This is a genomic window from Nitrospira defluvii (assembly GCF_905220995.1).
GTDB classification, from domain to species: domain Bacteria; phylum Nitrospirota; class Nitrospiria; order Nitrospirales; family Nitrospiraceae; genus Nitrospira_A; species Nitrospira_A defluvii_C.
Map to the genome: position 1 here is coordinate 325,647 of NZ_CAJNBJ010000016.1, position 23,672 is coordinate 349,318.

The 23,672-nt window shown below is 60.2% G+C and carries 23 protein-coding genes; 14 read left to right on the forward strand and 9 right to left on the reverse strand.

Annotation, left to right across the window (positions count from 1 at the left end; translation table 11 throughout):
- Window position 1: 1 nt before the first annotated feature.
- On the forward strand, window positions 2-1,216 hold the full coding sequence (locus KJA79_RS13085; RefSeq protein WP_213042492.1) for a M28 family metallopeptidase: 1,215 nt from the start codon (window positions 2-4) through the stop codon (window positions 1,214-1,216).
- Between the two features lie 33 nt (window positions 1,217-1,249).
- Here the strand turns inward: KJA79_RS13085 and KJA79_RS13090 are convergent, their stop codons facing one another.
- From KJA79_RS13090 to KJA79_RS13110, 5 genes are all read right to left on the reverse strand, one after another.
- Window positions 1,250-1,735, reverse strand: a complete 486-nt coding sequence (locus tag KJA79_RS13090) for a hypothetical protein (RefSeq protein WP_213042493.1) — start codon at window positions 1,733-1,735, stop codon at window positions 1,250-1,252.
- A 54-nt stretch (window positions 1,736-1,789) separates the two neighbouring features.
- Window positions 1,790-2,125, reverse strand: a complete 336-nt coding sequence (locus KJA79_RS13095) for a DUF167 domain-containing protein (RefSeq protein WP_246507641.1) — start codon at window positions 2,123-2,125, stop codon at window positions 1,790-1,792.
- A gap of 39 nt (window positions 2,126-2,164) precedes the next feature.
- Complete coding sequence (locus tag KJA79_RS13100; protein ID WP_213042884.1) at window positions 2,165-3,004, reverse strand: CbbQ/NirQ/NorQ/GpvN family protein; 840 nt, start codon at window positions 3,002-3,004, stop codon at window positions 2,165-2,167.
- Window positions 3,005-3,125: 121 nt separating this feature from the next.
- Window positions 3,126-6,227, reverse strand: a complete 3,102-nt coding sequence (locus tag KJA79_RS13105) for a PAS domain S-box protein (protein WP_213042494.1) — start codon at window positions 6,225-6,227, stop codon at window positions 3,126-3,128.
- Window positions 6,224-7,732, reverse strand: coding sequence for a phosphatidylglycerol lysyltransferase domain-containing protein (locus tag KJA79_RS13110; RefSeq protein ID WP_213042495.1), 1,509 nt, complete (start codon window positions 7,730-7,732; stop codon window positions 6,224-6,226). Before KJA79_RS13110 ends, KJA79_RS13105 begins: the two co-directional genes overlap by 4 nt.
- Before the next feature lie 134 nt (window positions 7,733-7,866).
- On the opposite strand from KJA79_RS13110, the gene KJA79_RS13115 reads away from it, so the two are divergent.
- From KJA79_RS13115 to KJA79_RS13150, 8 genes are all read left to right on the forward strand, one after another.
- The gene (locus KJA79_RS13115; protein ID WP_213042496.1) at window positions 7,867-9,444 is read left to right on the forward strand and encodes a hypothetical protein; all 1,578 of its coding nucleotides are present in this window, start codon (window positions 7,867-7,869) and stop codon (window positions 9,442-9,444) included.
- Between the two features lie 74 nt (window positions 9,445-9,518).
- Complete coding sequence (locus KJA79_RS13120) at window positions 9,519-9,764, forward strand: glutathione S-transferase N-terminal domain-containing protein (protein ID WP_213042497.1); 246 nt, start codon at window positions 9,519-9,521, stop codon at window positions 9,762-9,764.
- A 120-nt stretch (window positions 9,765-9,884) separates the two neighbouring features.
- Complete coding sequence (locus KJA79_RS13125; protein ID WP_213042498.1) at window positions 9,885-11,018, forward strand: KamA family radical SAM protein; 1,134 nt, start codon at window positions 9,885-9,887, stop codon at window positions 11,016-11,018.
- On the forward strand, window positions 11,015-12,166 hold the full coding sequence (locus KJA79_RS13130) for a 2'-deoxycytidine 5'-triphosphate deaminase (protein WP_213042499.1): 1,152 nt from the start codon (window positions 11,015-11,017) through the stop codon (window positions 12,164-12,166). The genes KJA79_RS13125 and KJA79_RS13130 overlap by 4 nt, the downstream gene beginning before the upstream one ends.
- 2 nt (window positions 12,167-12,168) lie before the next feature.
- Window positions 12,169-12,582, forward strand: a complete 414-nt coding sequence (locus tag KJA79_RS13135) for a hypothetical protein (RefSeq protein ID WP_213042500.1) — start codon at window positions 12,169-12,171, stop codon at window positions 12,580-12,582.
- A 45-nt stretch (window positions 12,583-12,627) separates the two neighbouring features.
- On the forward strand, window positions 12,628-13,359 hold the full coding sequence (locus KJA79_RS13140; protein WP_213042501.1) for a TIGR04283 family arsenosugar biosynthesis glycosyltransferase: 732 nt from the start codon (window positions 12,628-12,630) through the stop codon (window positions 13,357-13,359).
- A 4-nt stretch (window positions 13,360-13,363) separates the two neighbouring features.
- The gene (locus KJA79_RS13145; protein WP_213042502.1) at window positions 13,364-14,116 is read left to right on the forward strand and encodes a TIGR04282 family arsenosugar biosynthesis glycosyltransferase; all 753 of its coding nucleotides are present in this window, start codon (window positions 13,364-13,366) and stop codon (window positions 14,114-14,116) included.
- Window positions 14,117-14,127: 11 nt separating this feature from the next.
- Window positions 14,128-14,862: an SDR family NAD(P)-dependent oxidoreductase gene (locus KJA79_RS13150; protein ID WP_213042503.1), complete on the forward strand. Its 735-nt coding sequence runs from the start codon at window positions 14,128-14,130 to the stop codon at window positions 14,860-14,862.
- Between the two features lie 13 nt (window positions 14,863-14,875).
- Here KJA79_RS13150 and KJA79_RS13155 read toward each other — a convergent pair whose 3' ends face one another.
- From KJA79_RS13155 to KJA79_RS13165, 3 genes are all read right to left on the reverse strand, one after another.
- The gene (locus tag KJA79_RS13155; protein ID WP_246507643.1) at window positions 14,876-16,312 is read right to left on the reverse strand and encodes a UbiA family prenyltransferase; all 1,437 of its coding nucleotides are present in this window, start codon (window positions 16,310-16,312) and stop codon (window positions 14,876-14,878) included.
- A gap of 159 nt (window positions 16,313-16,471) precedes the next feature.
- Window positions 16,472-16,798, reverse strand: coding sequence for a glutaredoxin family protein (locus KJA79_RS13160; protein ID WP_213042505.1), 327 nt, complete (start codon window positions 16,796-16,798; stop codon window positions 16,472-16,474).
- A 13-nt stretch (window positions 16,799-16,811) separates the two neighbouring features.
- Window positions 16,812-17,054, reverse strand: a complete 243-nt coding sequence (locus KJA79_RS13165) for a BolA/IbaG family iron-sulfur metabolism protein (protein ID WP_213042506.1) — start codon at window positions 17,052-17,054, stop codon at window positions 16,812-16,814.
- A 177-nt stretch (window positions 17,055-17,231) separates the two neighbouring features.
- Between KJA79_RS13165 and KJA79_RS13170 the strand changes: the two genes are divergently transcribed.
- The 5 genes from KJA79_RS13170 to KJA79_RS13190 all read left to right on the forward strand — a co-directional run bounded on the left by KJA79_RS13170 (window position 17,232) and on the right by KJA79_RS13190 (window position 22,533).
- On the forward strand, window positions 17,232-17,594 hold the full coding sequence (locus tag KJA79_RS13170) for a hypothetical protein (protein WP_213042507.1): 363 nt from the start codon (window positions 17,232-17,234) through the stop codon (window positions 17,592-17,594).
- A gap of 271 nt (window positions 17,595-17,865) precedes the next feature.
- Window positions 17,866-18,300 (forward strand): response regulator, encoded by a 435-nt coding sequence (locus KJA79_RS13175; protein ID WP_213042508.1) that lies wholly within the window; start codon window positions 17,866-17,868, stop codon window positions 18,298-18,300.
- Window positions 18,301-18,431: 131 nt separating this feature from the next.
- The gene (locus KJA79_RS13180; RefSeq protein ID WP_213042509.1) at window positions 18,432-19,481 is read left to right on the forward strand and encodes a sensor histidine kinase; all 1,050 of its coding nucleotides are present in this window, start codon (window positions 18,432-18,434) and stop codon (window positions 19,479-19,481) included.
- On the forward strand, window positions 19,466-21,958 hold the full coding sequence (locus KJA79_RS13185; RefSeq protein ID WP_213042510.1) for an ATP-binding protein: 2,493 nt from the start codon (window positions 19,466-19,468) through the stop codon (window positions 21,956-21,958). Before KJA79_RS13180 ends, KJA79_RS13185 begins: the two co-directional genes overlap by 16 nt.
- Complete coding sequence (locus tag KJA79_RS13190; protein WP_213042511.1) at window positions 21,943-22,533, forward strand: Tll0287-like domain-containing protein; 591 nt, start codon at window positions 21,943-21,945, stop codon at window positions 22,531-22,533. The genes KJA79_RS13185 and KJA79_RS13190 overlap by 16 nt, the downstream gene beginning before the upstream one ends.
- Window positions 22,534-22,555: 22 nt before the next feature.
- Here KJA79_RS13190 and KJA79_RS13195 read toward each other — a convergent pair whose 3' ends face one another.
- Complete coding sequence (locus tag KJA79_RS13195; protein ID WP_213042512.1) at window positions 22,556-23,635, reverse strand: AI-2E family transporter; 1,080 nt, start codon at window positions 23,633-23,635, stop codon at window positions 22,556-22,558.
- Window positions 23,636-23,672 lie beyond the last annotated feature (37 nt).

Sequence of the window (23,672 nt, forward strand, 5' to 3'; positions counted from 1 at the left end):
GGTGCCACCCCTTCTCCTCTGGCTGTTGTTAGCCCTCATCTCCGTCACCGCGACCGGTTGCCTCCGCACGATGGACGCCATCGATCCGAGAGCCTTGCCGGTCACCAGCCCCTCCGCTCGGCAACTCCATGCCCACGTGTCCTTCCTGGCCAGTCCCGAATTGTCCGGACGCCAACCGGGTAGCATCGGCAACCGCCAGGCTGCACACTACATCGAGGAACAGTTTCGTGCGGTCGGACTGCAACCGCTCCCCTCCCTCGGCGGCTATCGGCAGACCATCTCTGAACGGATGGGCGACAACATCCTCGGAATCATTCCACCGATCGACGGCACCGGCACCACACGCTGGATTGTGATCGGTGCCCATTATGACCACCTGGGGTATCCCTTCCTCGGAGCCGACGACAACGCCTCCTCCATCGCCATTCTGATCGAAACAGGCCGCAGCCTGGCCAAGGCCTCCCGCTACGGTATCCTGTTCGTAGCGTTCAACAGCGAGGAATCCCCGTATTTCGGTACGCCGGAAATGGGCTCGCAATTTCTGTTTCATCACCCGCCACCGGAAATCGGCGCTGCCGACAATCTTCAAGCTGTCATCATCATGGACCTGATGGGAGGCGTGCACTGGACACCGCTCAAGAATGCGATTTTCGCCACCGGCGCGGAGAAAAGCCCGGAATTCTACAGACACGTCACTCGCACGTCGGTGCCATCGCTCACCGTATTCCCGGTTGGAATTCATCTTGTCGAAGAAATCCCTGATCGCGGGCACAAGGCCTTCAGCGATTATGACGTGTTCCGCAACCACCAGATCCCGTTTCTCTTTCTGTCCGCGGCGCGCTCACCTCGCTATCACACGGCAGGCGATGTCGCCAGTACGCTTAACTACGAACGCATGGCCGCCACCGTTGAATGGCTCAACCAGCTCGTCGCGCTGATGGGACAGGACGAGACCCTGTATACCTTTCACCCCCAACGGGTGGAGTTCGCCGATGAAGTCGCATCATTTCGCGGCATCGTGGAACAAGCCATTCACGAGGAGACACTCATTCCCGGGACGTCACGCTGGTCGCTAAGGAAATTGCGGCAGGATGTCGACTGGATGCGGGAGTTGGACCGATCGGCGCCCACGCCGCAACAACTGGAGCGGCTGGAACGGATTTCTATTCGGGTGCAATGCCTGATCGCCGACTATTCAGGTTGCTTTACCTTCTAATCACGACGGGCCTCAGAACCACGCGCGACCTGGTCATTGCCACCCTTCGGTCTCATACCCTTTGTCCTTCAGGCACCGTTCGACAAAGGCGGCATAGTCCTGCCGTGGCTGGAGCGGCTTGTAGGTGCCCGCCAGCAGGCCCAATACCGTGCCGACCGCGCCCCCTGCAGCTGCCCCAATGGCAATGCCCGTGGGCCCTCCGATCAACCCGGCAGAGGCTCCCACCGCCGCCCCTCCGATGAGGCCCAAGGTTGCCCCGGCACCGGCATTCCCGCTGCGGTTGGTCCCATGGTCCAACCCGGACCGCTCTGCCTTCAGTCCACACACCGCTGCCTCACGTTCTGCCTGATCTTTGCCATGCAGCTGCAGATACGTGGTTGGCTTGAGAATCGGCTCCGGGCCAGCGCAAGCAACCAGAGTCAGAATCATGAAGAAGCTGAGACCTTGAGCGCCTCGTGCTCCGATCCGGCTAAATGTGCGAACGAGCCACGCCCGCCAGGCTTCTAGGTCATCGTGCATACGGCCTCCCATCGGCATAACCCACGATCCCGCCGGACCTCTCCGCTTGGAGACTCAGTGCAGTTGGAGTTGCGCACGCACCTGCTCCGCTGAACGGCCCTTGACTAGGACCAGTTTCTGCCGGCTCCCCGCTCCGCTCAGAATGACGACCGCACTCGACGGAAGATCACAGAGACGGGCAAGAAAGCGGCACAACTCGTCGTTCGCTGCCCCGTCAGACGGCGGCGCGGCCACACGAATCTTCACCGCCTGACCATGGATCCCGGCACATGCTGTACGCGAAGCTTTCGGCTGGACATGCACCGCGATGATCGCGCCGTCAGGCGTGGTGCGAACGATCTCTGCTTCTGATGGAATTCGGCGTTGGCGCTGGGAATCTGCGCTGCTCACACGCTGCCTGCGGACGCCGGGCCACAACCGGCACCTGAGTTAGAACACCGCTTTCACAACTTCAACAATGCTACGCAACATGTCCGGATCATCGGTGATCGGACGGGCCAGGGCCACATCGCAAGCGCGCTCAGCTGGAACACCCTGCTTGATCAAGGTCGCGGCATAGATCAGCAGCCTAGTGCTGACGCCCTCTTCGAGGCCATGATTCTTCAGATTGCGGACTTTCTCAGCAATCTTCACAAGCCGTTGCGCGATCTCGGCACCCACACCGGCCTCGTGCGCCACAACCTGAGCCTCGATCGCCGGCATTGGATAATCAAACTCAATAGCCATAAAGCGCTGTTTGGTGCTTTGTTTCAGATCTTTCAGGATGCTTTGGTAGCCGGGGTTGTATGAGATGACCAGCATGAAGTCATCAACCGCCTCGATGACCTGCCCCTTTTTCTCGATCGGCAGGAGCCGCCGGTCATCGCTCAACGGATGGATGATGACGGTGGTGTCTTTGCGGGCCTCGACGATCTCGTCCAGATAGACAATGGCCCCCTGCTTCACTCCAAGCGTGAGCGGACCGTCCATCCACACCGTCTCCTGGCCCTTCAAGAGGTAGCGGCCGACGAGATCGGAAGCAGTCAGGTCTTCATGGCAAGCCACGGTAATCAACGGCCGGCCCAACCGATAGGCCATGTGCTGGACGAATCGCGTTTTTCCGCAGCCCGTCGGCCCCTTGAGCATGACCGGCATCCGGCTCTTGGCGGCGATGGTAAACAGGCCCACCTCACCCCGCACGTCGGCATAAAAGGGCTCCTGGGCAATCCGGTATTGGTCGATGCCTTGTTCGTACCCCTTCGAAACCGTCGCCGTTCGCCCCTCGTTCATCGCCACACCCCTACATTGAATTGAGTCAACCGCATGGTGCGCCACGATAAACGGAAACGAGCAGGAAGTTCAAGCGATCGGCCGGATGCCATGGGATGCCGACGCCGGGGTCTCCCATTCATCAGCCGACCTTGGAGCCGTCCAGCACTTCTCGAACCTTTTGAGCCAGTGTCGTCGGCGTGAAAGGCTTTTGCAGGAAGGAATGCTCAGTATCGATGCCGCCCTTAGAAAAAGCCGGATGGTCCGGATAGCCGGACATGTACAGTACCTTGACCTCCGGGCGCACCGTGGCCAGCTTCTCAGCAACCTCAGGGCCGCTCATTTGCGGCATCACGACGTCCGTCAGGAGCAAATGAATCGGCCCTGCATGTTTGGCGCCGGTGAGCAAGGCCTCGATACCATGCCGAGCCTCCAGCACGGTATATCCATGGAGTCGCAATGTCTCATTGACCAAGCGCCGGACCCCCGGTTCATCCTCCACCAACAACACGGTCTCACGCCCGCGCACCGAGTCACCACCGACAGCGACGGATTCGGCTTCCGGACTCGCGGCCTCCACGCGGGGGAAGAAAATTTTGAACGTCGCCCCGCGGCCCGGCTTACTCTCTACCTCGATAAACCCCCCGCTCTGTTTGACGATCCCATAGACCGTCGACAACCCGAGGCCGGTCCCCTTGCCCTTTTCCTTGGTGGTGAAAAACGGCTCGAACACGTGCGACTGGGTGTCCTCGTCCATCCCATGCCCCGTATCGCGCACAATCAGCGCAATATAGGAACCGGGCTCGGCGCCCATCGGCGGACGATTGCGGCGCGGGCCGAATTGCACGTTGGCAGTTTCCACGGTCAAGCGGCCCCCGTTCGGCATGGCATCGCGCGCGTTGACGGCCAGATTCATGATGACCTGCTCGACCTGACCGGGATCTGCCTTCACCTGCCCCAAACCGGGATCCATCACCGTGCAGAGCTCCACGATGTCCTCACCCAGCAATCGCCTGAGCATGCCCTCCATATTGTGGATCACGGAATTCAGGTCCAACACCTTCGGCGCAATAAACTGCCGACGGCTGAAGGCCAGCAACTGCCCCGTGAGGCCTGACGCGCGATCCGCTGCCTTCTTCACCTCTTCTAACTCTTTTCGGAATCCATCGGTGGGCGAAAGACGGCTGAGCACCAGCTCGCTGTACCCGCGAATCACAGTCAGCATGTTGTTGAAGTCGTGAGCGACTCCGCCGGCCAACCGCCCAACGGCTTCCATCTTCTGCGACTGCTGAAGCTGGGCCTCCGTGCGACGCAAGGCTTCCTCCGCCCTGGCTCGATCGCCGAACTGGCCGATCTTGAGTCCCACATCGGCCACCATCTTCAACAACTGCTCGTCCGGCTGTTTGATTTCCCGCCGGAATAACTCGATGACGCCCTCCACCTCTGTGCCGACCCGGACGGGAAATCCGAACGCGCCATGCAGGCCCACCCGGGAGGCCGCGGCGCCGCGCGGGAAATTCGCCTCTTGCACCACATCCTTGATCCAGGTGGGCTCCCCTGCCTGCCAAATCCGTCCGGGAAGCCCCTGGCCGATCGAGAAGGTATGCTGCCAGGTTTCCAACACAAATTCTTCGGCATTCAGCCCCGGGGACTGCCAGACATCCAGGCAACGCAACACACTGCTCTGCCGGTCCAGCCGCCAGAAAATACCCAATTCCCATTCGAGGCTTTCGCAGATCGCCTGCAGAATTTTTGGGCCGGCCTCCTCCAGCGTCCGTGACTCGGCTAACACGCGAGTGACGGCATACTGAGACGCCAGCTGGCGCTCCGTCCGCTTGCGAGCCGTGATGTCCCGGATGAACGCGCTGAAGATATACGCATCGCCCAATCTGGCCGGAGAAATGGTAATTTCCACAGGGAATTCGTGGCCATCACGGTGACTGCCCATCATTTCGATCCGTCGATTGAGGAGCGCACCTTGTCCGGTATCCAGGAAATGACGCAACCCGCGTTCATGCGCTTCCCGGTCACGGCTAGGAATCACCGTCTCTGACACCCGTCGGCCCAGAGCCTCTTCCCGTTCCCACCCAAAGATGTTGACGGCCTGAGCATTCCAATCGGTAATGATGCCGCCCGCGTCCATGGAAATGACCGCATCCAGCGCCGTGTCGACGATGACGCGATTGCGTTCCTGGCTCTGCAAGAGCGCGGCTTCGGCGGCCCGCGCCCATTCACTTTCCTGCTGGGCCTGCCGATGCTGATCGCGCAGTCGCCCGGTGGCCCAAAGCAGCAACCCCACCATGGGAAGCCAGACCACCACGCCGGCCATGCCAAGCTTCCACATCATCGCCCGAATCGGCAGAAGGATGACGTCGCGATCGATGCGCAGGAGAATGGTCCACTGCAAGCCCGAATACTCGCTATATCCCTTAGTCTGCGAATAGCCCGTGACCACGGGTACGCGCCGGCGCACATGCATTTCCTCCACATACCCGGCCTTACCCGAGCTACTCAGCAGCACCGAGGGCAATCCCATTTCACGGAGATTGGTCCGCTCCACGCTGGTCGACGCCGAATCCACAAACACCATTCCGGCCTTGGTCAAGAACTGATACTCGAAGGGTCCGACGGCGCCTTCGGTCTGCTGAATTTCACGCACCGTTTCGATGAGCACATCTTCCAGCATCGGCAGTCCGATGCGCGTCGTGACCGCACCAAGAAACCGGCCGTCTATCGCGATGATAGGGGCCGTGAAAGCGATGGACTCGATCTTATGATTCGATTCGTGAACCTCGACCTCATCGACCTGCACCGCGCCGGTTTGACGCACACGATCGAACCAGCCGCTGCGCCCATAGTCCTGACCGATCGTCGAGGAGTCCGTCGACGCCACCATACGCCCCTGAGCATCGGTCACCCCCAGCCACAGATAGACCGGTGCGTAGGTTTCCTTCATCCACTGCAAGTACTCATTCATGAATTTCTTGTCGGCGGCACGACCCGAAACAGCCCTGGCCATCATGCGCACGTCGGCGTGCCGCTCGAAGAGGAGCCGGTCCAGCTTATCTGCAATCTCAGCCGAGGCAAGGGTGAGGTTTTCTCCGGTCGCCTCCACCATGCGCACTTCAATCGAGCGCAGCATGACGACCCCGATCACAAACGCCACAATCGTCATACCGACGATCAGGACAGGCAGCCAGGGATAGGACCGGCGTGAAGACGCGGCGGGAGAAGAGGGGGTCATCGTCGGGGCTCCGTCACAGTATAATTCGGCAACAATCGCGCGGGACGATACCAGTGTTTGGCACGAGCCAGACTCGGAAGACCGGAATCATCCATGGTGTTGATCCAACATGCCCCTTTGTTGCGAGCTTGGCGACAGAATTCACGAAATATGAACGGTCCCGCCCCCACCATATCCCGATCCGCCACTTCCAGCAAGACACAGAACACCGACTGGTTCAACCACAACCCCATCGTGTAGGCCCGTATACGACCCTGCACCCGCACGACCGCCCCGGTCAGCCCCAATTCATCATAGGCGGACAAGGCCGCTTCATGGGCGCCTGTTGCGTCCTCCAGCAGGGCCTTAGCCCAATCATCTTCTCCGGCTCGCTGCTTCTGTTCACTCCATTCACGGAACAGACTCAGGCACGCTGGTCGATCGCGTGGGTCGTAGGGTTCGAACACCCCGTCATGTTCACGCAGGAACCGATTACAGGCCGCCCGAGGCGACCGATACGCGTCTCCGACGAGATCGGCCAGATCTGCTGCCGCATACAGGTAATCCGGCTCTTGAGCCGTCACGACATATCCCGCGGCCCGCAGTTCCGCCACGGAGGCTTCGGGGACGTTGGCCATCCTCGTGACTGAGGAAGAACCATTTCGTTCACGCATCAGGCGGAACGCCGCGGCCACTGGCTCTGCCAGCGGGCCCGTTCCAAGAGGGGGTAGGACCATGAAGATCCCGTCCGGGGAATCAGCAAACAGACACAGATGCCCGTGAAGGTCGGCCCAGGAATAGGTCAGGCGATGTCGCCAGATATAATGAAAGGCAAACGAGGCGGCGGCAAGGGGCAGCTCCTGAGCACCGGGGCTCTCAGCCAGCGCAGATTCCAGCCGATGTCGATCCTCAATGGTCAGGGGCTGCATGCGTACCGGCAACCTCCCCTGCTGAAGACGTTCGGTCACCCGCGCCAAGGGACGGAGGACAATCACATCATCCTGGAAACGTCCGACGAGCCTGGGATACCGCGCGAGAATCTCCAGAGTGGCATCCTCCTCGATCCAGCGAGCCGTGCCCTCCGCCGCCTGCTCAATCGGCGCGGAGGGGAGGTCCCGCATATAGGGGCACTTCGTGTCCCAACCGAGCAGGACCTGGGTGTGAGAGGCATCCCACATCAGAGCAAATGGGTAGAGCCGACAGTCCAGCGGGCGTCGATCATAAATACGGCAATGCGAAGTAGCGGGATCAAATGCCGGGCACAGATAGCCCTCCCCCGACGGATTGGGCACCACCTCGATCTGCGCACCCTCCACGTCGGAAAACCGCTCGGGCGCCAGTCCAGCCCCCACAGCCAAGCGAATTTCGTCGGCCGTAAAAAAGGGCCGAAGAAAACTGTCCGACTCGGGAAACCGGCAACAAACGTCGCAGTGAAGACAGGCCGTGCTTGGCACGATCTGCAGGAGGGACTGACCTACGGGCCGTGAAGGAATCGCGGGGGTAGCTTGAACGAATGGACTCGTCATGCGCTGTGGCGGCATTGTAGCACTAACCCGCGAAGGGTCCTACTGTTCGACCTGTATGCCCTCCCTCGGCCCCGCTCCCAAGCAGGGCAAGCCGCCTCCCATCACCACGGCGACTTGTACCGGTGTCGGAGCCCATGGTACGATTTGCCCACCTCGAATCCACCCGCGAGTGCGCTGCGAGCATCGAGGACATTGCATTGGCACTGGCACAACTTTCACGTGAGCCATTGAACTCCGACGAAGCCCGCCGACGTTGTCTCGCAATCCGCGATGCGCTCGTTCATGCCGGTGTGTATGGCCCGGTCGAAGCGGGAGACACTGCGACGACCACGGGCTCTACGCCCCAACCCCTGCGGTTTCGCCTGGCCCCGACGGCCTTTCACCTGCCCCCGTCCGACGTGACGTTTTTCCAGCAACTCGGGCAGGACCTGCTGGCCTTCTATAAAGCGCTGAATCGTGTGTACCAGGACAGCATTCGGGGCACACAACCGAGCTGGGTCGCGGCCTATCTTGACCAAGGGAAGCCGGAAGCCCTGATCACCTACAGCCGGATGAACCGCTTTCGGAACCTGCTTCCCGGTATCATTCGACCGGACGTCATCCCGACCGCCGATGGGATGGTCATCACCGAGCTGGACTCGGTTCCCGGGGGGATCGGGCTTACGGCCTGCTTGACCCGGGCGTACGATGACCTGCTCAGGCTCGACCCGTCGTCCCTCGACAGGCCGCCGGACCGCTCGCCATTGATCGCCGGGCGCGACGGCATGTTACAGGGATTTGCCGCCATGCTACGCACCCAACAAGGCGAGCAGGAGGGCTGCCTGGCCATCGTGGTCTCGGACGAGGCAAAAGAATACCGCGCTGAGATGGAATGGATGGCCGGCCGCTTGCGCGAAATCGGGTACCAGGCCTTCTGTGTCGAGCCCCGCGGCGTGCAGTTCACGGAAGATGGCCTGTTCCTCCAACACGAATCTCAACCCCGGAGAATCGGACTCCTCTATCGCTTCTTCGAACTGTTCGACCTGAAGAACATCCCCAAATCCGAGCTCATGATGTATGCCGCCAAGAAGGGACTGGTCGCCGTCACTCCGCCCTACAAGCCGGCGCTGGAGGAGAAATTGGCCTTTGGACTGTTTCACCACCCGGAGCTTGCCGCGTTTTGGGAACAGGCACTGTCCGCCGACCTGCTGGCCAGATTACAGCAGGTGTTGCCTCGAACCTGGATTCTCGACCCCCGCCCGATCCCCCCGTCGGCAGTCATTCCACACCTCACAATCGGTGGACGCGCGGTGTCGGACTTTCGCCGTCTGGCGCAGACCACTCAGAAGGAACGGCAACTGGTCATCAAGCCCTCAGGATTTTCGGAACTGGCCTGGGGCAGTCGGGGAGTCTCCATCGGCCATGACCTGCCGCAAGTCGAATGGGCCTCGGCCTTGGAGCAGGCCCTCCAGGCATTTCCGACAACGCCCTACGTCCTGCAGGAGTTTCACAAAGGCTGCCTGTTTGATTCAGCCTATTTTGACGAGCGAAGCGATGCTGTGGTGCCGATGTCCGGGAGAGTACGTCTGTCTCCCTACTATTTTATCGTCGGCGACAAGGCCGAGCTCGGCGGAATCCTCGCGACGCTCTGCCCCGCTAACAAAAAAATCATCCATGGCATGGTCGATGCCATTTTGGCACCCTGCGCACTCGGCCCGGACATACCGGCCTAGCGGGTGGTGACCATGGAATCAAGAGACCAAGGTATTCGCTCATGACCAACCCCGTTTTTTCATCGTAGGTAACCATGGCCCTGACGCTGTATCATGTTCAATGGTGTCCCGATTGTGCGATTGTCCGAGACCGCCTTGAAAAACTGAAGGTCGCGTACGAGGACGTGATTGTGCCGGACTTTCGTCCCATGCGCCGCCAAGTCTATGACGTCTCGGGGCAATATTACGTACCGGTCTTGAAAGACGGGGACACCATCTTGACGGAAACACACGACATTCTCGCTCACCTAGACACCCACTACGACAAGGCACGACCGTGAGGAGATCGCCGATCCCCGCATCGGAAACGCCCAGTGGCAGAGCGAGCACGAGATGCCACGGACAGACGCAGCTGTCCACGGCTCCAGATACCGGTTCGGCATCAGCGAAAGGATAGACCAGTGGAGGATTGGAGACGCATCCTGGCCGACAGTGTGGTGAAGCCGAAGGATCTGGCTGAGCGGCTCGGGGTCGACCCGAAAGAGATTGAAGACATCGTGGGGGACTACCCCATGCGGATTACACCTACCGTGTTGGGCACCATCAAAGAGAAAGGGGACGCGATTTGGAAGCAGGTCGTCCCCGATCGCGCAGAACTGGCCGATGCCGATGCGGAGGACGATCCGCTCGAAGAGGACCTGATGAGCCCTGTCCCGCATCTGGTCCACCGTTACCCCGATCGCGTCCTGCTCATGGTCACCAACCAATGCCCGATTTATTGCCGCTTCTGCACGAGAAAACGGTTGGTGGGCAAACCGGGATTCCTCAAAAAGGGCGAACTGGACCGGGCCATTGCCTATCTGCGGGAACACCAGGAGGTGCGGGATGTCATTCTGTCCGGAGGAGATCCGCTCCTGCTGCCTGATCATCTTCTGGAGCGGATTTTGAGATCACTGCGCACGATCCCGCACTTGGAAGTGATCCGAATCGGCACGAGGGTCCCGGGCAGCTTGCCCGAACGCATCACACCCAAGCTTTGCGAGATCATCAAGAAGTACCATCCGTTCTATATGAACCTGCACTTTAATCACCCTGATGAACTGACCCCTGAGGTCAAACGCGCCTGCGGCATGTTGGCCGACGCCGGGGTTCCCCTGGGCGCACAGACTGTGTTACTCAAGGGGGTTAACGACGACCCTGAGATCATGAAGCGGCTGATGCACCAATTGTTGTTGGCACGGGTCAAACCCTATTACTTGTACCAGGCCGATCTCACGAAGGGGACGAACCATTTCCGGACATCGGTCGAAACCGGCCTCCGGATCATCAAAGCCTTGCAGGGGCATACGAGCGGCATGGCTGTTCCGCATTTTGTCATCGATGCTCCCGGCGGCGGAGGAAAAATCCCGTTGCTCCCCGGGGATTACTTGGTCAATCTGGATGAAGACAGCGCGGTGCTGAGAAACTACGAAAATAACACCTATCACTACCCCCAACCCGGCTCCGCGCACGGGCGCGAGTTACCGATGGTCGGCGCACACCCTTCCTGGGGCACGACGGCGAATGGGTGCGACGGAGGGAGCGACCACCTGTGAAACGGGCCCGGGCCTCGAAGGGAATTCTCCCCTATCAAGATATTGTCCAGCTGATCGGGAACGGCGCCATCACATCAGACGCCCCGATCGAAAACCGACAGATCCAGCCGGCCAGCCTCGACTTGCGTCTGGGCAAGAAGGCCTACCGGCTGATCAGCAGCTTCCTGCCCGAGTTGTCGGCCATCAGCAGCCGGCTCAATGTGCTCGACTTCTACCAATCCGACCTCGTGATGTATGAGATGGACCTGTCGCAAGGCGCGATCCTCGAGAAAGGCCACGTCTATCTCGTGCCGCTGCTGGAACAGTTGAACCTTCCTGCCACGCTTCGTGCCCGGGCAAACCCCAAAAGCACAACCGGACGGTTGGATGTCTTCACCCGTGTGGTCACCGACTTGAACGCGGGCTTCGACGAGATCCGGGCGGGGTATCGAGGCCCGCTGTATTTGGAAGTCGTCCCCCGTTCATTTGCCATCAAAGTCCGCACCGGCGACTCGTTGAATCAAATCCGTTTCGTCCGTGGCGATGCGACGGTCTCGGACAGCGCCCTGCAAAAACTGCACGGTACCGATCCGCTCCTGTACCGCAACGCCTCGCCGCCAAAAGCGCTCCCCCAGAAGGAATTCCGCACCGAGCGCGGCCTGTTCTTGCGGATCGACCTGACCGGAAGCGCGCGGGAGGACGCGGTGATAGGGTACCGGGCGAAGAAAAACAGCCACGTCATCGACCTGGCGAAGGTCGGGCACTATGCGGCGCTCGACTTTTGGGAGCCATTAAAACGGCACCGGCACGACAGTCTTCTTCTGGAACCGGAGGAATTTTATATTCTGGCCTCGAAAGAGCGGATCAGGGTTCCGCCCGGATATGCTGCCGAAATGGTGGCCTATGAAGCGGCCTGTGGCGAACTCCGCACCCACTACGCCGGGTTTTTCGATCCCGGGTTTGGCTATGGAGACGGCAAGATGCGAGGGACCCAGGTGGTCTTGGAAGTGCGCCCCCATGACGTTCCGTTCCTCATTCACGACGGGCAAACCTTCTTCAAAGTAGTGTATGATCAGATGTTAACAGTGCCGACACAGGTCTATGGCACGGCACTCGGCTCGTCATACCAACGGCAAGCCCTCACCCTCAGCAAGCATTTTAAGGCCTGATCATGGCACCACCGAGCGATCTTCCCGAAGTGTCGACACGTCCGTCCAGACCACCCTCGAACCAGGAGGGGCCGGACGAGGAAAGCCATTCCGATCGGCAAGCCCATGTCATCGGGATGATGGTGGGCACGGCCCTGATGTTCATCGGCTTCCTCGACGTGTTTTTGTCGATCAGCGGTGGATTCGAAATCAACGTCGTGCCCCTCTTAATCTACTTCGGCGGCATCGCGGTCTGGGCGAATGCCGTGGTGGAAAACCCGACGATCCGCTATTCCCTCATGGCAGGCGCTGTCCTGATCAGCCTGGCTTTTTTCCACTATGGCGAGGTGCTGTTCTGGCACAAACAAGTCGTCTTCTGGTCTACCGTCGCGGTGGTCATGTATTTCATGTTTAAAGACACCAAGCCGATGACCTGAATGGTCCCTGGTGGCGCCTCTACCCACACGCGTCCTCCCCGCCCGATGACCATCGCCGTCATCATCCCGGTTCTGAACGAAGCCCTCTGTATCAGGCAGACACTCGCCAGCACTGCCACGCTCGGATTCGACGACCTCGTCATCGTCGACGGAGGCAGTACCGATACCACCCGTGCGATCGTGGAATCATTCGCCGGGCCGGTTTCCTCTCCCTTGGAGCACAGCCCGGCACCATCCACCCCGGCCCCCATTCGCCTGCTGACGGCGCCGACCGGACGCGCACGCCAACTCAATGCAGGAGCCATCGCCACCGGTTGCGACGTCCTCCTGTTCCTGCATGCCGATACGCAGCTTCCGCCGAATGCCCGGCAGGCCGTCTCGACAGCCTTGTCCAACCAGGCCTGCGTCGGCGGACGATTTAATGTGCGCTTTGACTCTTCCTGCCTCACGGCACGCGTTGTCGCCGGCCTGATGAATGTGCGATCCCGCCTCAGCGGCATTGCCACCGGCGACCAGGCTATCTTCGTGCGGCGCAAGGTCTTCGAGGACATAGGCGGGTTTGCCGAGATCCCCTTGATGGAAGATATCGAGTTCACGCGTCGGATGAAACGAGCCGGGGCGGTCGCGCCCCTGCATGATACGGTCGTAACCGCCTTTCGCCGTTGGGAGCAACAGGGCCCGCTGCGCACAATTCTGTTGATGTGGACCCTTCGCTTCCTGTACTGGATCGGGGTGAGCCCGCATCGACTTCAACATGTCTACAGGATGGTGAGATAAATCCATGACTGCACGACCCTCGAACCGTCAACCACCCGCCTCGGCAGCCCTGGTGATCTTTGCGAAAGCCCCGATACCGGGACAGGTCAAAACCAGACTCTGCCCCGCGCTGACCGAAGACGAGGCCGCAACCCTGCACGGCAGTTTTGTGCTTGATACGCTCGAACGGACGAAGGCCGCCGTCACCAAATTCAAGCTTCCGGTCGATCGCTACCTGGCCTGCGCCCCGTCAAGCGCCCATGTCTTTTTCAGAATCATGGAGGCTCGCCACGGTGTCACCCTGTTGGACCAGGAAGGCGAGGACCTGGGAATGCGGATGCGACAGGCGTTCAACACGTTGTGTACCCGTGGCTACCGGCGGGTCTGCTTAGTGGGCACCGACGTTCCCTCGCTGCCCTTGACCCACTATCGCGATGCCGTCGAATTACTCTCTCGCCATGATCTGGTGTTGGGGCCGGCACAGGACGGCGGCTACTACCTGATCGGGATGACGACGCCTCATCCTCACCTGTTCGAGGGCATGCCCTGGTCGACGGATCAGGTGTCGGCGCTTACGCAACAGAAGGCGAAGGCAGAGGGGCTCAACGTCGCGCTACTGCCGGCCTGGAACGATGTCGATACCATCGACGACCTCCAGCACCTGATCGAGGACTGCGCGGCGGATAAGACACGCCCCAAACAAGAGCGCGTCTATTCAATGCGAACCGCTGGCGCCCTGGAATTACTCGCCAAACGGCTTCGAACACGCCAGACATAAGGGAGCTTCCCATGCCCAACCACGTTGCCCTCATCACCGGCGGAGCCAAAGGCATCGGCCGTGCCATTGCATTGGATCTCGCCGGCCAAGGCTGGTCTGTCGCCATTTGTTACCGCACCAGCGCCGCGGCCGCCCAGGAGACCAGCGCCGCGATTGCGGCCCTTGGCGGCCAAGCCCTGGCCGTGCAGTGCGACGTCGCTGATCCGCAGGCGGCACAGCGGTTGGTCTCGCAGGTCGAAACACAGTGGGGACAAATTGATGCGCTCATCAACGGAGCCGGCCCCTATCACCGTGTGAACCTCTTTGATGAGACCACGGCAGGGTGGCAGGAGATGTTCAACGGAAACCTGCACCCGATTTTTTACCTCGGGCAAGCCGTCGCGCCGGGAATGAAGGCGCGGAGACACGGGCGCATCATCAACTTCAGCATGGCCAATGCCGACCAAATGGTGGCTCAGCCGGAAGTGACTGGGCATTATATCGCCAAGGCCGGGGTCCTGATCCTCACGCGCACATTGGCCAAATTGCTCGCACCCTATGGGATCACGGTCAACGCCATCTCTCCTGGTTTCATTGATTCAGGGAGCGCGCCACCGGAGGAGCTGGCTGGCGTGGTCAAACGGATTCCTGCCGGATACGTCGGAAGCGTGGGGGATACGGTCGGCGCCGTCCGATACTTACTGAGCGAGGACGCGCGCTATGTGAACGGCGCCAACCTGCATCTCAGCGGGGGGTGGGGTATTTAACGGTGCGTCGCCGTCATTTGGCGAAAAAGAGAATGGCCCCAATGACCGCTGCCATGGCATAACTCTTGGGGTCCTTCACGGCAAACACCACGGGATCGTCGTCCATTCGGTTCCGATAGGCCAGCATCCAGACCCGGCTGATCCAATACAACATCACCGGACATACCAGCCACAACACATCGGCATGTGTGTACAGCAGCAGCACTTCTTTACTGCTGATATAGAGCGCCAGCACCAACACCGCCAGGAGTCCGCTGGCCGTTCCGATACTCGAAATGTGCTCCAGATCCGTCACCCAGTACCCGCGCCCATGCAACCCCTTTCCTTCGGCTTGGCTCATGAGTCGCAACTCGGTGAACCGCTTCACCAACGCCAGGCTCAGAAACAAGAACAGCGAGAACGTCAACAACCAATGCGACGGCGGGACACCGGTCGCAGCCCCGCCGCCGTAGACACGCACGGTATAGAGCTGCGCCAGGACAATCACATCCAAAAGCACAAATTGCTTGAGATAAAACGAATAGCCGGTTGTCAGCGCCAAGTACCCAACCAGCACAAGCAGAAACAACCGGGGAAGCGCAAAGGCCAGCAGGACACCGCCGAGGAGACAGGCTGCGGCCAGGGCAAGACCGAAGGGAATCGAGAGACTACCGGAAGCAAACGGGCGGTTTCGTTTGCGCGGATGCCGGCGATCGGACTCCAGATCGAGGCAATCGTTGACGATATACACCGAGGAGGCACACAAACTGAAAGAGAAAAAGGCCAAACCCGCCTGCAGCAACAACCGACCATTGGTCAGTTGATGGGAGGCAATCACCGGCACAAACACCAGCACATTCTTTGCCCACTGGTGAACACGCAACGCCTTCGCGACTTGCTTTACCCATCTGACCGGCGTACCGAACACGCGGCTGACCGTCGTCAGCGTACGGGCACGGCTGACGACGCCGGCCGACGCATTGACCACGATCGCCTCGCTGGCCTCGGCCCACACAGGAAAATCTGCCGTGGAATTCCCGGCGTAGGCAAACCGGCGGGTACCGTAGCGCTCCACCAGCAGGGCCACTTTCCGCACCCCCTTCAGATTGACAGAGCGGTCACTTCCGAACACCCGTTCGTCGAATAACCCAAGATGAGTCGCCACCGCCTGGGCATAACTCACATGACTAGCGGTGGCCAAAATCAACTCTCGTCCTTCGCGGCGTTCGTTTGCGAGAAACTCGATTAGTTCCTGGTCATAGGGCAACGTGCTGGCGTCAAGCGTCACCTTCCGGGCAATTTCATGCTTGAGATAGGCCTTGCCTTTGAACAACCACCAGGGAAGCAGGACAATGAGGAACGGATTCTGCTTGAGCAGCACCAACAAGGATTCCCACAGCAGGTCCGTCTTGATGAGCGTGCCATCAAGATCGACGCAGAGAGGGGGTTTTGCTTGTAAATCCTTACCCATGAGCAGTAGGCAGGATTCTATCGGCAAGGGGACGGTCGCGCAAGAAGTTAGGAGAATTGCGTGAGTAGGGATCCCTCCGGGGATGGACAGGTGGCGGACGCCACCTGTACCAGGCGGAGCGGGTATGGACGAGAGCCCTTCCCTCCTCCGCCGGCTCCCTTATGACGCGGCGAACGCCTTTTTCAGCAAGGGCTCGACCTCACCCTTGGCTTCCATCGGGTCCAGGATATCGGTGTCACCGTAGAACTGCCCATCGATGAACACCTTCGGGAGGGTCGGCCAGTTGGTCAACCGGGTCAGCGCCTCACGTTTCGCCGGTTGGGACAACACATCGATCAGCTCATAGGGGTACCCGTACTTCTCAAAAAAATGCATGGTCTCCCGCGTGAACCCACACATCGGCATGGCCTTGGTACCCTTGCCGTAGATCAAGATTTTGTTCGCCTTGATTTCTCGCTGAATCTCTTCTTCAATCGGGTCAGCCATCTGTCCCTCCCTCTTATTTCACTTCATCCGGCGTCGTGGCAGTAATCTCCAGCGCGTGAATGCGCCCGTCTTTCATGGGAGCCGCCAGCGCCTGATACACCATTCGATGCCGGTCCAGAAGATTCTTCTCGGAAAAACCCGCCGACGTCACCCGCACGATCAGGTGGTCTTGTGTCCCGGTCTTATCGATCACGGTCACGGCAGCGTCAGGGAAGACCTGTCGGATGTACGTCGTCACGGCGTCGGCGGTAATCATCGTGGGTGGAGAATAACGCATCCGGGAAGCCGAAGGCAATCCGGGCCACGGAGCAATGCTCACGCCTGCTACACGTCATGCGGTCGCGGATGGCAATTTAGGCCACAGCCCGCTACACTACCGACTTGCGCGGCGGTTTCATGCCGTTCATCTACGTAGAATGAAAGGAGCTTCTTCATGATCCAGAGGGTTTCATACCGCCCCCGTCCGCTGGTCCAAACGATCCTGTGCGCGCTGCTGATTGCGTTCGTCTGCCAAGCGACCGTCTCGGTGCGACCGGCCTCTGCAGCCGGCTCCGGCTCGGAAGCGATCCAAGGCTTAGGAAGCTACTTCCTCACCTTGCCGTACGGGGGCATCAAGATGGCCGTGGCGGTGTTGGGGGCGGTCGCCGGCGGAATGGGTTTCATCTTCACTGGAGGCGACAAGGCAACGGCCGACAAAATCTGGGGACCCGCCATGGGCGGGCACTACGTCATCACCCCGGAACACATCCGGGGCGACAAGGATCTCCATTTCTTCGGACAAGCCCAAGGCAAGTAAGACCGGCTCGCCGAAGAGCGCCTCCCCTCCTTCCCGAGCCACGCCTTTCTTCATGCCGCACTGGGCTCTGCCGGTCACCAGCGCGGTGGTGCATTTCATCAGGCCTGGTGGATCTCAACCACCAGGCCGGCAATGTCCAGTCAGTCCTGTCTGCTAACCACCTGTATTTTCAATGTTCTTCCATGGCTGCCCTCCGGCACATCTGTTGCTGTACCTCAACAGCAAGTACGGCTTGGCAACCACCGAACGTCACATCATCAAGGAGGGCATCATGGAAGACTTCAAATCGGGCTTCTTCATGAGTGAGACTGCATGTAACGGCCGAGTGCTCATCGTCGATGACGAACCGGACATCCGGAAAGTCGTTCGCATGACCCTCCAGAAAGCGGGCTATGAAGTGCTTGAGGCCGAGAATGGCGAAAAGGCCATCGAGGCCATCAACACCGGGGAAAACCGGCTGCTGTTGGACGTCCTGATCTGTGACATTCGCATGCCGAAGATCAACGGTGTCGAGGCGATTGCCTACTTCCAGCAGGAATGGCCACGGGTCCCGATCATCGTCCTGACCGGTTTCCCCGATACCGACATGGCCACTTCCTTCCTGCGTAGTGGCGTAGTCGACTATCTGGTGAAACCGGTGGAAGGCGAGAAGCTGCGCACAGCAGTCGCCAGGGCCATGGAGCAAAGGGAACTGGCCCAATTGTAGCCGTCGACCATGTCGTCGAAGACATGGCTCATGAGGTGTCGGGGAGGTCGGGATGGCCTCCCCGGCGACACAATGCGCCATGACATGACTACCCGCGCACCGAACCTCCGACTCTCACACGGAACGCAGGCATGACACCGAACGCCACGAGGATAGCCATCATCGGAGCGGGCAAAGGCGGCGTCGCGCTCCTGGATCTCCTTCATCAAATCCCCGACGTCGACATCGTCGGCATCACGGACAAGGATCCCGCGGCCCCTGGCCTTCAACGAGCACGGGACCTCCATGTGCTCGTTGAACCGCAAGCAGCCGACCTCATCCAGAACGAGCGCGTCACGCTGATCATGGACGTGACGGGCGATCCGGCGATGACGCGGATGATTCAGACCTTGAAGCGCCCCACCGCCGAGGTCCTGAGCGGAGCAGCGGCTCGACTGCTCTGGAAGCTCGTCCAACATCAATCGAAACTGGAGGCCGAACTGTTTCAAGCCGACAAACTCGCGGGCCTGGGCTCATTCGCAGCCGGCATCGCACACGATATCAACAATCCGCTGCAGTTGATCCTCGGCCTTGCGGAAAATCTCGAAGACGAGCAGGACCTCGCCGTCGTCCACGAGCAGGCCCGCGACATCACCGAGGCAGTCAAACGCACCAGCGCCATCTGCCGGGACCTCACCCGATACGCCAGACGCAAGGGCGCCGTCGAAGACGTCATGGTCAACCTCAACACGAAACTCGACGAAGCCTTGAGAATCGCCCGGTATGCCGTGACGCTACAGGATGTCACGGTCGTAAAGCGATACGTCGACGAGGCCGTCGTCAAAGGCAATCCAGACGAACTGCTGCACGTCTTCGTCAATTTGATCACGAACGCGGTCCAGGCCATTCAGGTCCGCGGCACGTTGACGCTCGAAACCCGTATCGGACCGGACGGCACGGTCAGCGCCTCCGTAAGCGATACCGGGTGCGGCATTCCGAAGGAAGCCTTCTCCAAAATCTTCGAACCGCTGTACACGACAAAACCACCCGGGAAAGGGACAGGGTTGGGATTGTACAATGTGATGTCGGTCATCTCGAAAATGGACGGGCACATTTGCGTCGAAAGCGACGTCGGAGTCGGCACGACGTTCCGAATCGAATTTCCACAGATGCAACCGACCACATCATGCGCACCCCTGTGACGAACCCCAAGCCCCCCTCATCCAACCCGCTTGGGTGGGGACTACAGCGCAAGCTGATCGTCTCCATGCTGCTGGTCGGCGTGGTCCCTTTGCTGCTCGGCCTCGGCATGGCCTTCCTGCGCGGTTCCAAGGAAATCCAAGTCGTCAGCGGCGAAAGTTTTCAAGCCCTGGCCACCGAGGCCGCCAGAAAGTTGGATTTGCTCGTGGCCGAAGAGGTGGCAAGAACCTCCCGCATCGCCGTCCACCCGGAAATCATCCAACAACTGGAGCGACACCGCGATCTGTTGCAATCCGGCGATAAACGTGTGTCCCCGGCAGCCATCACCCAGCAGCGCACCAGTTGGGCCGCCCGAGACCCCGTCGCGGTTAGAGCCATCACCGAAAATTCCACCGCGCTTCTGCTGCGGGGATTTTACGCCGGCTCACAGAGTGAATCCGACTTGTTGCTGCCCCAGGTGGTGCGGGCGGCCACCAAAAAGCTGTTCGTCACGGACGTGCAGGGCAATCTCTTCGCCGCGCTCACGACCTCCCCCGGCTTTGCCCATGCGGACAGTCCATGGTGGAAGGGCACCTACAACAAGGGGGTGGGCCAGCTCTTTATCGAGGACCTGCACTTCGATGAGCAGGCCAAGACCTATGTCTTCAGCATTTCGCTGCCAATCATGGACAGTCTCCGCTATGAAGTGGTGGGGGTCCTGCACCGGGTCATCGATGCCAAGGAATTCTTCTCTCCTTCTACACATCCCATCCGGTTCGGCAAGACCGGCCATGTCATGTTGATCGACAGCCGGGGGACTGTGCTGAGTTGCCCGATCCTTCCAACCGGCGTTCGCCTGTCGGATCTGGCGCTGATTCCTAAGGTCACCGGTCGGGAACCGGGCTGGGTCACGGCTGACAGCGACGGCCACGGAGGGCAAGGCACCGCCATCATCGGATTCGCGTTGCTGCCTGAAACCAGTCGCGCCACTAACGGATCCGTGGAGAACGGCGCCTGGCATACGTTTGTCTGGCAGTCTTCCGACGAGCTCTTCGCGCCGATCCGACATCTCATGCTGTGGATGCTGATCCTTGCCTCCGTGGCCCTCTGCCTGCTTGCGACATTGGGATATTTTGCCGCCAGCCGGATCGTGACGCCGGTCCGTCGGCTGCAGGAAGCCGCCCGCCTGATCGGGCGCGGCGAATTACAGGAGCCGATCAACATTCACACGGGCGATGAACTGGAAGAGCTGGCCGTTGAATTCAACCGCATGCACACACAGCTGGAGGCGGCCTTTGCCGGCCTGAGCACCCAGGTCGAAGAAAAAACCCAGGAAGTGCAGTACCTGCAAAAATCGACGGACCAGGTGCTCGACGCCGTGCCGACACCCATCATCATGATCGACCAGCAAGGCCTGATCCAGTACATGAACCGGGCCTCGCGGGACACCTTGCATGCACAGGCGGAGGACTGGTCCTCCCGGCCGTTGTTTGACGTGCTGCCCATCGATGACGAGCATCGCCAGGCCCTCCGTCGAGACCTGCGCTTGGTTGAAGCAGGGATGCCCGTAGTCCCGCCCCCTGCAGATCGAGATCAGGCGCCCAAGGAAGCACGAGACCCGCTGAATCAAGCCCTCAGCCCCGCACCCCCGTCACTCCGGCGGGAACTGCGTATCGGTCCCCACCTGTACCATTACGAGTGGTTCCCGCTCGAAGGTCGCAGCGGCGCAGGCAAACGGTTCGGACTCGTCTTGCGCGACACCACCGATGAAAGCCGGTTGCAGGATCAGCTGATTCAAGCGGAAAAGTCCGGCAGCCTGGACGTCCTGACCGCCGGCATCGGCCACGAACTCAATAATCCGCTGTTCGGCATTCTCGGTCTCGGCGAGGCCATTCAGGAAGAGGGGGATTTGGCGCGCGCCAAAGGGTATGCACAGGACATCGTCGGCCATGGCCGGAAGATGGCCGCAATTATCCGCGACTTCACCGGCGTCGCGGCTCGGGAATCCAAGAGCCAGCGCATTCCCGTCGATGTCACCGCCCAACTGGAGCAGGCCCTGGCCATTGTGCAGACCTCTCATGAATGTCTCGGCCTCAACGTCCAGAAACACTATGTGGCGGTGTCTCCGGTCACCGCGCTCCCGGATCAGCTCCGACTCGCCTTCATCAATGTACTCACAAATGCCATTCAGGCCATGAACGGGCAGGGCGACTTGTGGCTCACGACGGAAGAGCAGGATGACATGGTGACCATCAGAATCCGCGACAACGGGCCGGGCATTCCCAAACAGCACCTCGGAAAAGTCTTCGATCCGTTCTATACGACCAAAGGACAGGGAGAAGGCTCTGGCCTCGGCCTGACCGTCGCGCAGAGGTTGATCAAAAAATTCGGCGGCGAGATCCGGCTGGAAAGCCCGGAAGGCCAGGGCACCACCTGTGTCATGACACTACCGGCGGACAAGTCCGGGGTACGGAAGGAGGAGCCATGCGTCTCATCCTGACATTCGCCCACACACGGCTGTTATGGCTCGCACTGCTGCTGCTGTGCGCCTCAACCTATTCGTTACACGCCAAGGACGTTGCCCCGGCAGGGATTGCACCGGAGAAGGTCGCCGACTTCGTGCATGCCGTACTGGATGCCGACCGGACGATCTATACCAACCAAGTGGTCAACCGCATGCAGGCCAAAGGGATCGTATCCGCCGCGGAACATTGGGAACACGAAAATGCGCTCCCTCTCCCCGCGCAATTCCTGCAACACTCCGGCAAACTCGTCGCGGAGTCCGGACGGGGCATTCGCTACCGCCTCATCAGCCTCTGGCCGATTTACCAGCGCAACGCGCCCGCCACAGACTTGGAGCGCAAGGCCTTGGAAAGTTTTGCGCAGAACCCGGACCGGCCGTTCACCGGCATCGTCACGAGCGGCCGCAAACAATACTTTCAGGCCATCTACTCAGATCGAGCGATTTCAGCTGCCTGCGTCAAGTGCCACAACAGCCATCCGCTGAGCCCCAAGCGCGACTTCGCGCTCAATGATGTGATGGGCGGAATGACTATCACCATTCCCCTGGATTGATCGAGCATGGCCAGGAAACTGGTCAAGATTGGACCAGCGACGACGCCGATGGCTGATACTCGTCCCGGTAGATCTGCAAGGCGGTGAGGAAGAGGCCGACGAGAATCGGCCCCAGGAACAACCCCAGGATGCCGTAGGCCGCCAGCCCCCCCAGCACACTGAAGGTCAGCAACAATACGGGAACCTGTGCCCCCTGCCCGATAAACAACGGTTTCAAAATCTGGTCGATCGTCGAGACGACCCCGATCCCCCAGGCCAGCATCACTAACCCCTTCCCCACCGCCCCGGTCCATAGGAGATACAACGCAACCGGCCCCCAGATGAGCGCCGTCCCGCCGAACGGCAGCGGGGCCAGCAAAATAGTCAGTGCCATTAACACCATGGGGAACGGTACTCCCAGGACGGCATAGGCCGCGCCGGCGAGCAGGCCTTGGGCGATGGCCGTCAACACGATCCCCTTCACCACGGCACGAATGGTTTGGTCCAAGCGAAGGAGGATCTTGTCCTTATGTGAAGATTCGAGCGGGATCAGGCCATACAGCGACATCAGCCAATGCCGGCCGTCTTTGAAAAAGAAGAACAACGTAAACACCATGACCAGAAAATCAGCCACCAGCATGAAAATGTCCCGCACGAGATCGCTCAACTCGCCCACGACGAACTTGCTGAACGTCTTGGCGCTGGAAAGGACGAACTGCTCCAGATCGCTCTCCCTTCCTGTCACGCGCTCCAGCCATTCCCTGGCCGCGCTCCCGCCCGGCAAGCCCGACAGGCGATCGGGCAATTGCTGCACCCCTCCGGAAGCGATCCATTCGCGCACCGCTCGCTCCGCCGACCCGGCCTCCTTGACGAGCATCACGCTGAGCACGACCAGCGGCACCACAACCAACGCAAGCGCGGCCAGCGTGAGCAGTGCGGCGGAATGCGACTCCCTGCCTCCCAACCACGCCGTCACACGAACATGCAGCGGAAAGCACAGATGCGCCAGAATGACCGCCCAGAGGACCGGAAACACGAAGGGGCGGAACATCAGAGCCATCTGATACAGCAGCGCCAATAAGACGCCGAAAAAGCAGAGTGCGAATATCTGGCGTCGGTTCATAAACGTGTACCGGGCAAACGCATTGCAGCCGTTGATA

Bases quoted from the DNA above. Each gene is read 5' to 3' on its own strand.
- KJA79_RS13090 (WP_213042493.1), bottom strand. From the start codon at position 1,735: ATGCACGATGACCTAGAAGCCTGGCGGGCGTGGCTCGTTCGCACATTT.
- KJA79_RS13100 (WP_213042884.1), bottom strand. From the start codon at position 3,004: ATGAACGAGGGGCGAACGGCGACGGTTTCGAAGGGGTACGAACAAGGC.
- KJA79_RS13105 (WP_213042494.1), bottom strand. From the start codon at position 6,227: ATGACCCCCTCTTCTCCCGCCGCGTCTTCACGCCGGTCCTATCCCTGG.
- KJA79_RS13110 (WP_213042495.1), bottom strand. From the start codon at position 7,732: ATGACGAGTCCATTCGTTCAAGCTACCCCCGCGATTCCTTCACGGCCC.
- KJA79_RS13115 (WP_213042496.1), top strand. From the start codon at position 7,867: ATGGTACGATTTGCCCACCTCGAATCCACCCGCGAGTGCGCTGCGAGC.
- KJA79_RS13120 (WP_213042497.1), top strand. From the start codon at position 9,519: ATGGCCCTGACGCTGTATCATGTTCAATGGTGTCCCGATTGTGCGATT.
- KJA79_RS13135 (WP_213042500.1), top strand. From the start codon at position 12,169: ATGGCACCACCGAGCGATCTTCCCGAAGTGTCGACACGTCCGTCCAGA.
- KJA79_RS13140 (WP_213042501.1), top strand. From the start codon at position 12,628: ATGACCATCGCCGTCATCATCCCGGTTCTGAACGAAGCCCTCTGTATC.
- KJA79_RS13145 (WP_213042502.1), top strand. From the start codon at position 13,364: ATGACTGCACGACCCTCGAACCGTCAACCACCCGCCTCGGCAGCCCTG.
- KJA79_RS13150 (WP_213042503.1), top strand. From the start codon at position 14,128: ATGCCCAACCACGTTGCCCTCATCACCGGCGGAGCCAAAGGCATCGGC.
- KJA79_RS13155 (WP_246507643.1), bottom strand. From the start codon at position 16,312: ATGGGTAAGGATTTACAAGCAAAACCCCCTCTCTGCGTCGATCTTGAT.
- KJA79_RS13160 (WP_213042505.1), bottom strand. From the start codon at position 16,798: ATGGCTGACCCGATTGAAGAAGAGATTCAGCGAGAAATCAAGGCGAAC.
- KJA79_RS13165 (WP_213042506.1), bottom strand. From the start codon at position 17,054: ATGATTACCGCCGACGCCGTGACGACGTACATCCGACAGGTCTTCCCT.
- KJA79_RS13170 (WP_213042507.1), top strand. From the start codon at position 17,232: ATGATCCAGAGGGTTTCATACCGCCCCCGTCCGCTGGTCCAAACGATC.
- KJA79_RS13175 (WP_213042508.1), top strand. From the start codon at position 17,866: ATGGAAGACTTCAAATCGGGCTTCTTCATGAGTGAGACTGCATGTAAC.
- KJA79_RS13180 (WP_213042509.1), top strand. From the start codon at position 18,432: ATGACACCGAACGCCACGAGGATAGCCATCATCGGAGCGGGCAAAGGC.
- KJA79_RS13185 (WP_213042510.1), top strand. From the start codon at position 19,466: ATGCGCACCCCTGTGACGAACCCCAAGCCCCCCTCATCCAACCCGCTT.
- KJA79_RS13190 (WP_213042511.1), top strand. From the start codon at position 21,943: ATGCGTCTCATCCTGACATTCGCCCACACACGGCTGTTATGGCTCGCA.
- KJA79_RS13195 (WP_213042512.1), bottom strand. From the start codon at position 23,635: ATGAACCGACGCCAGATATTCGCACTCTGCTTTTTCGGCGTCTTATTG.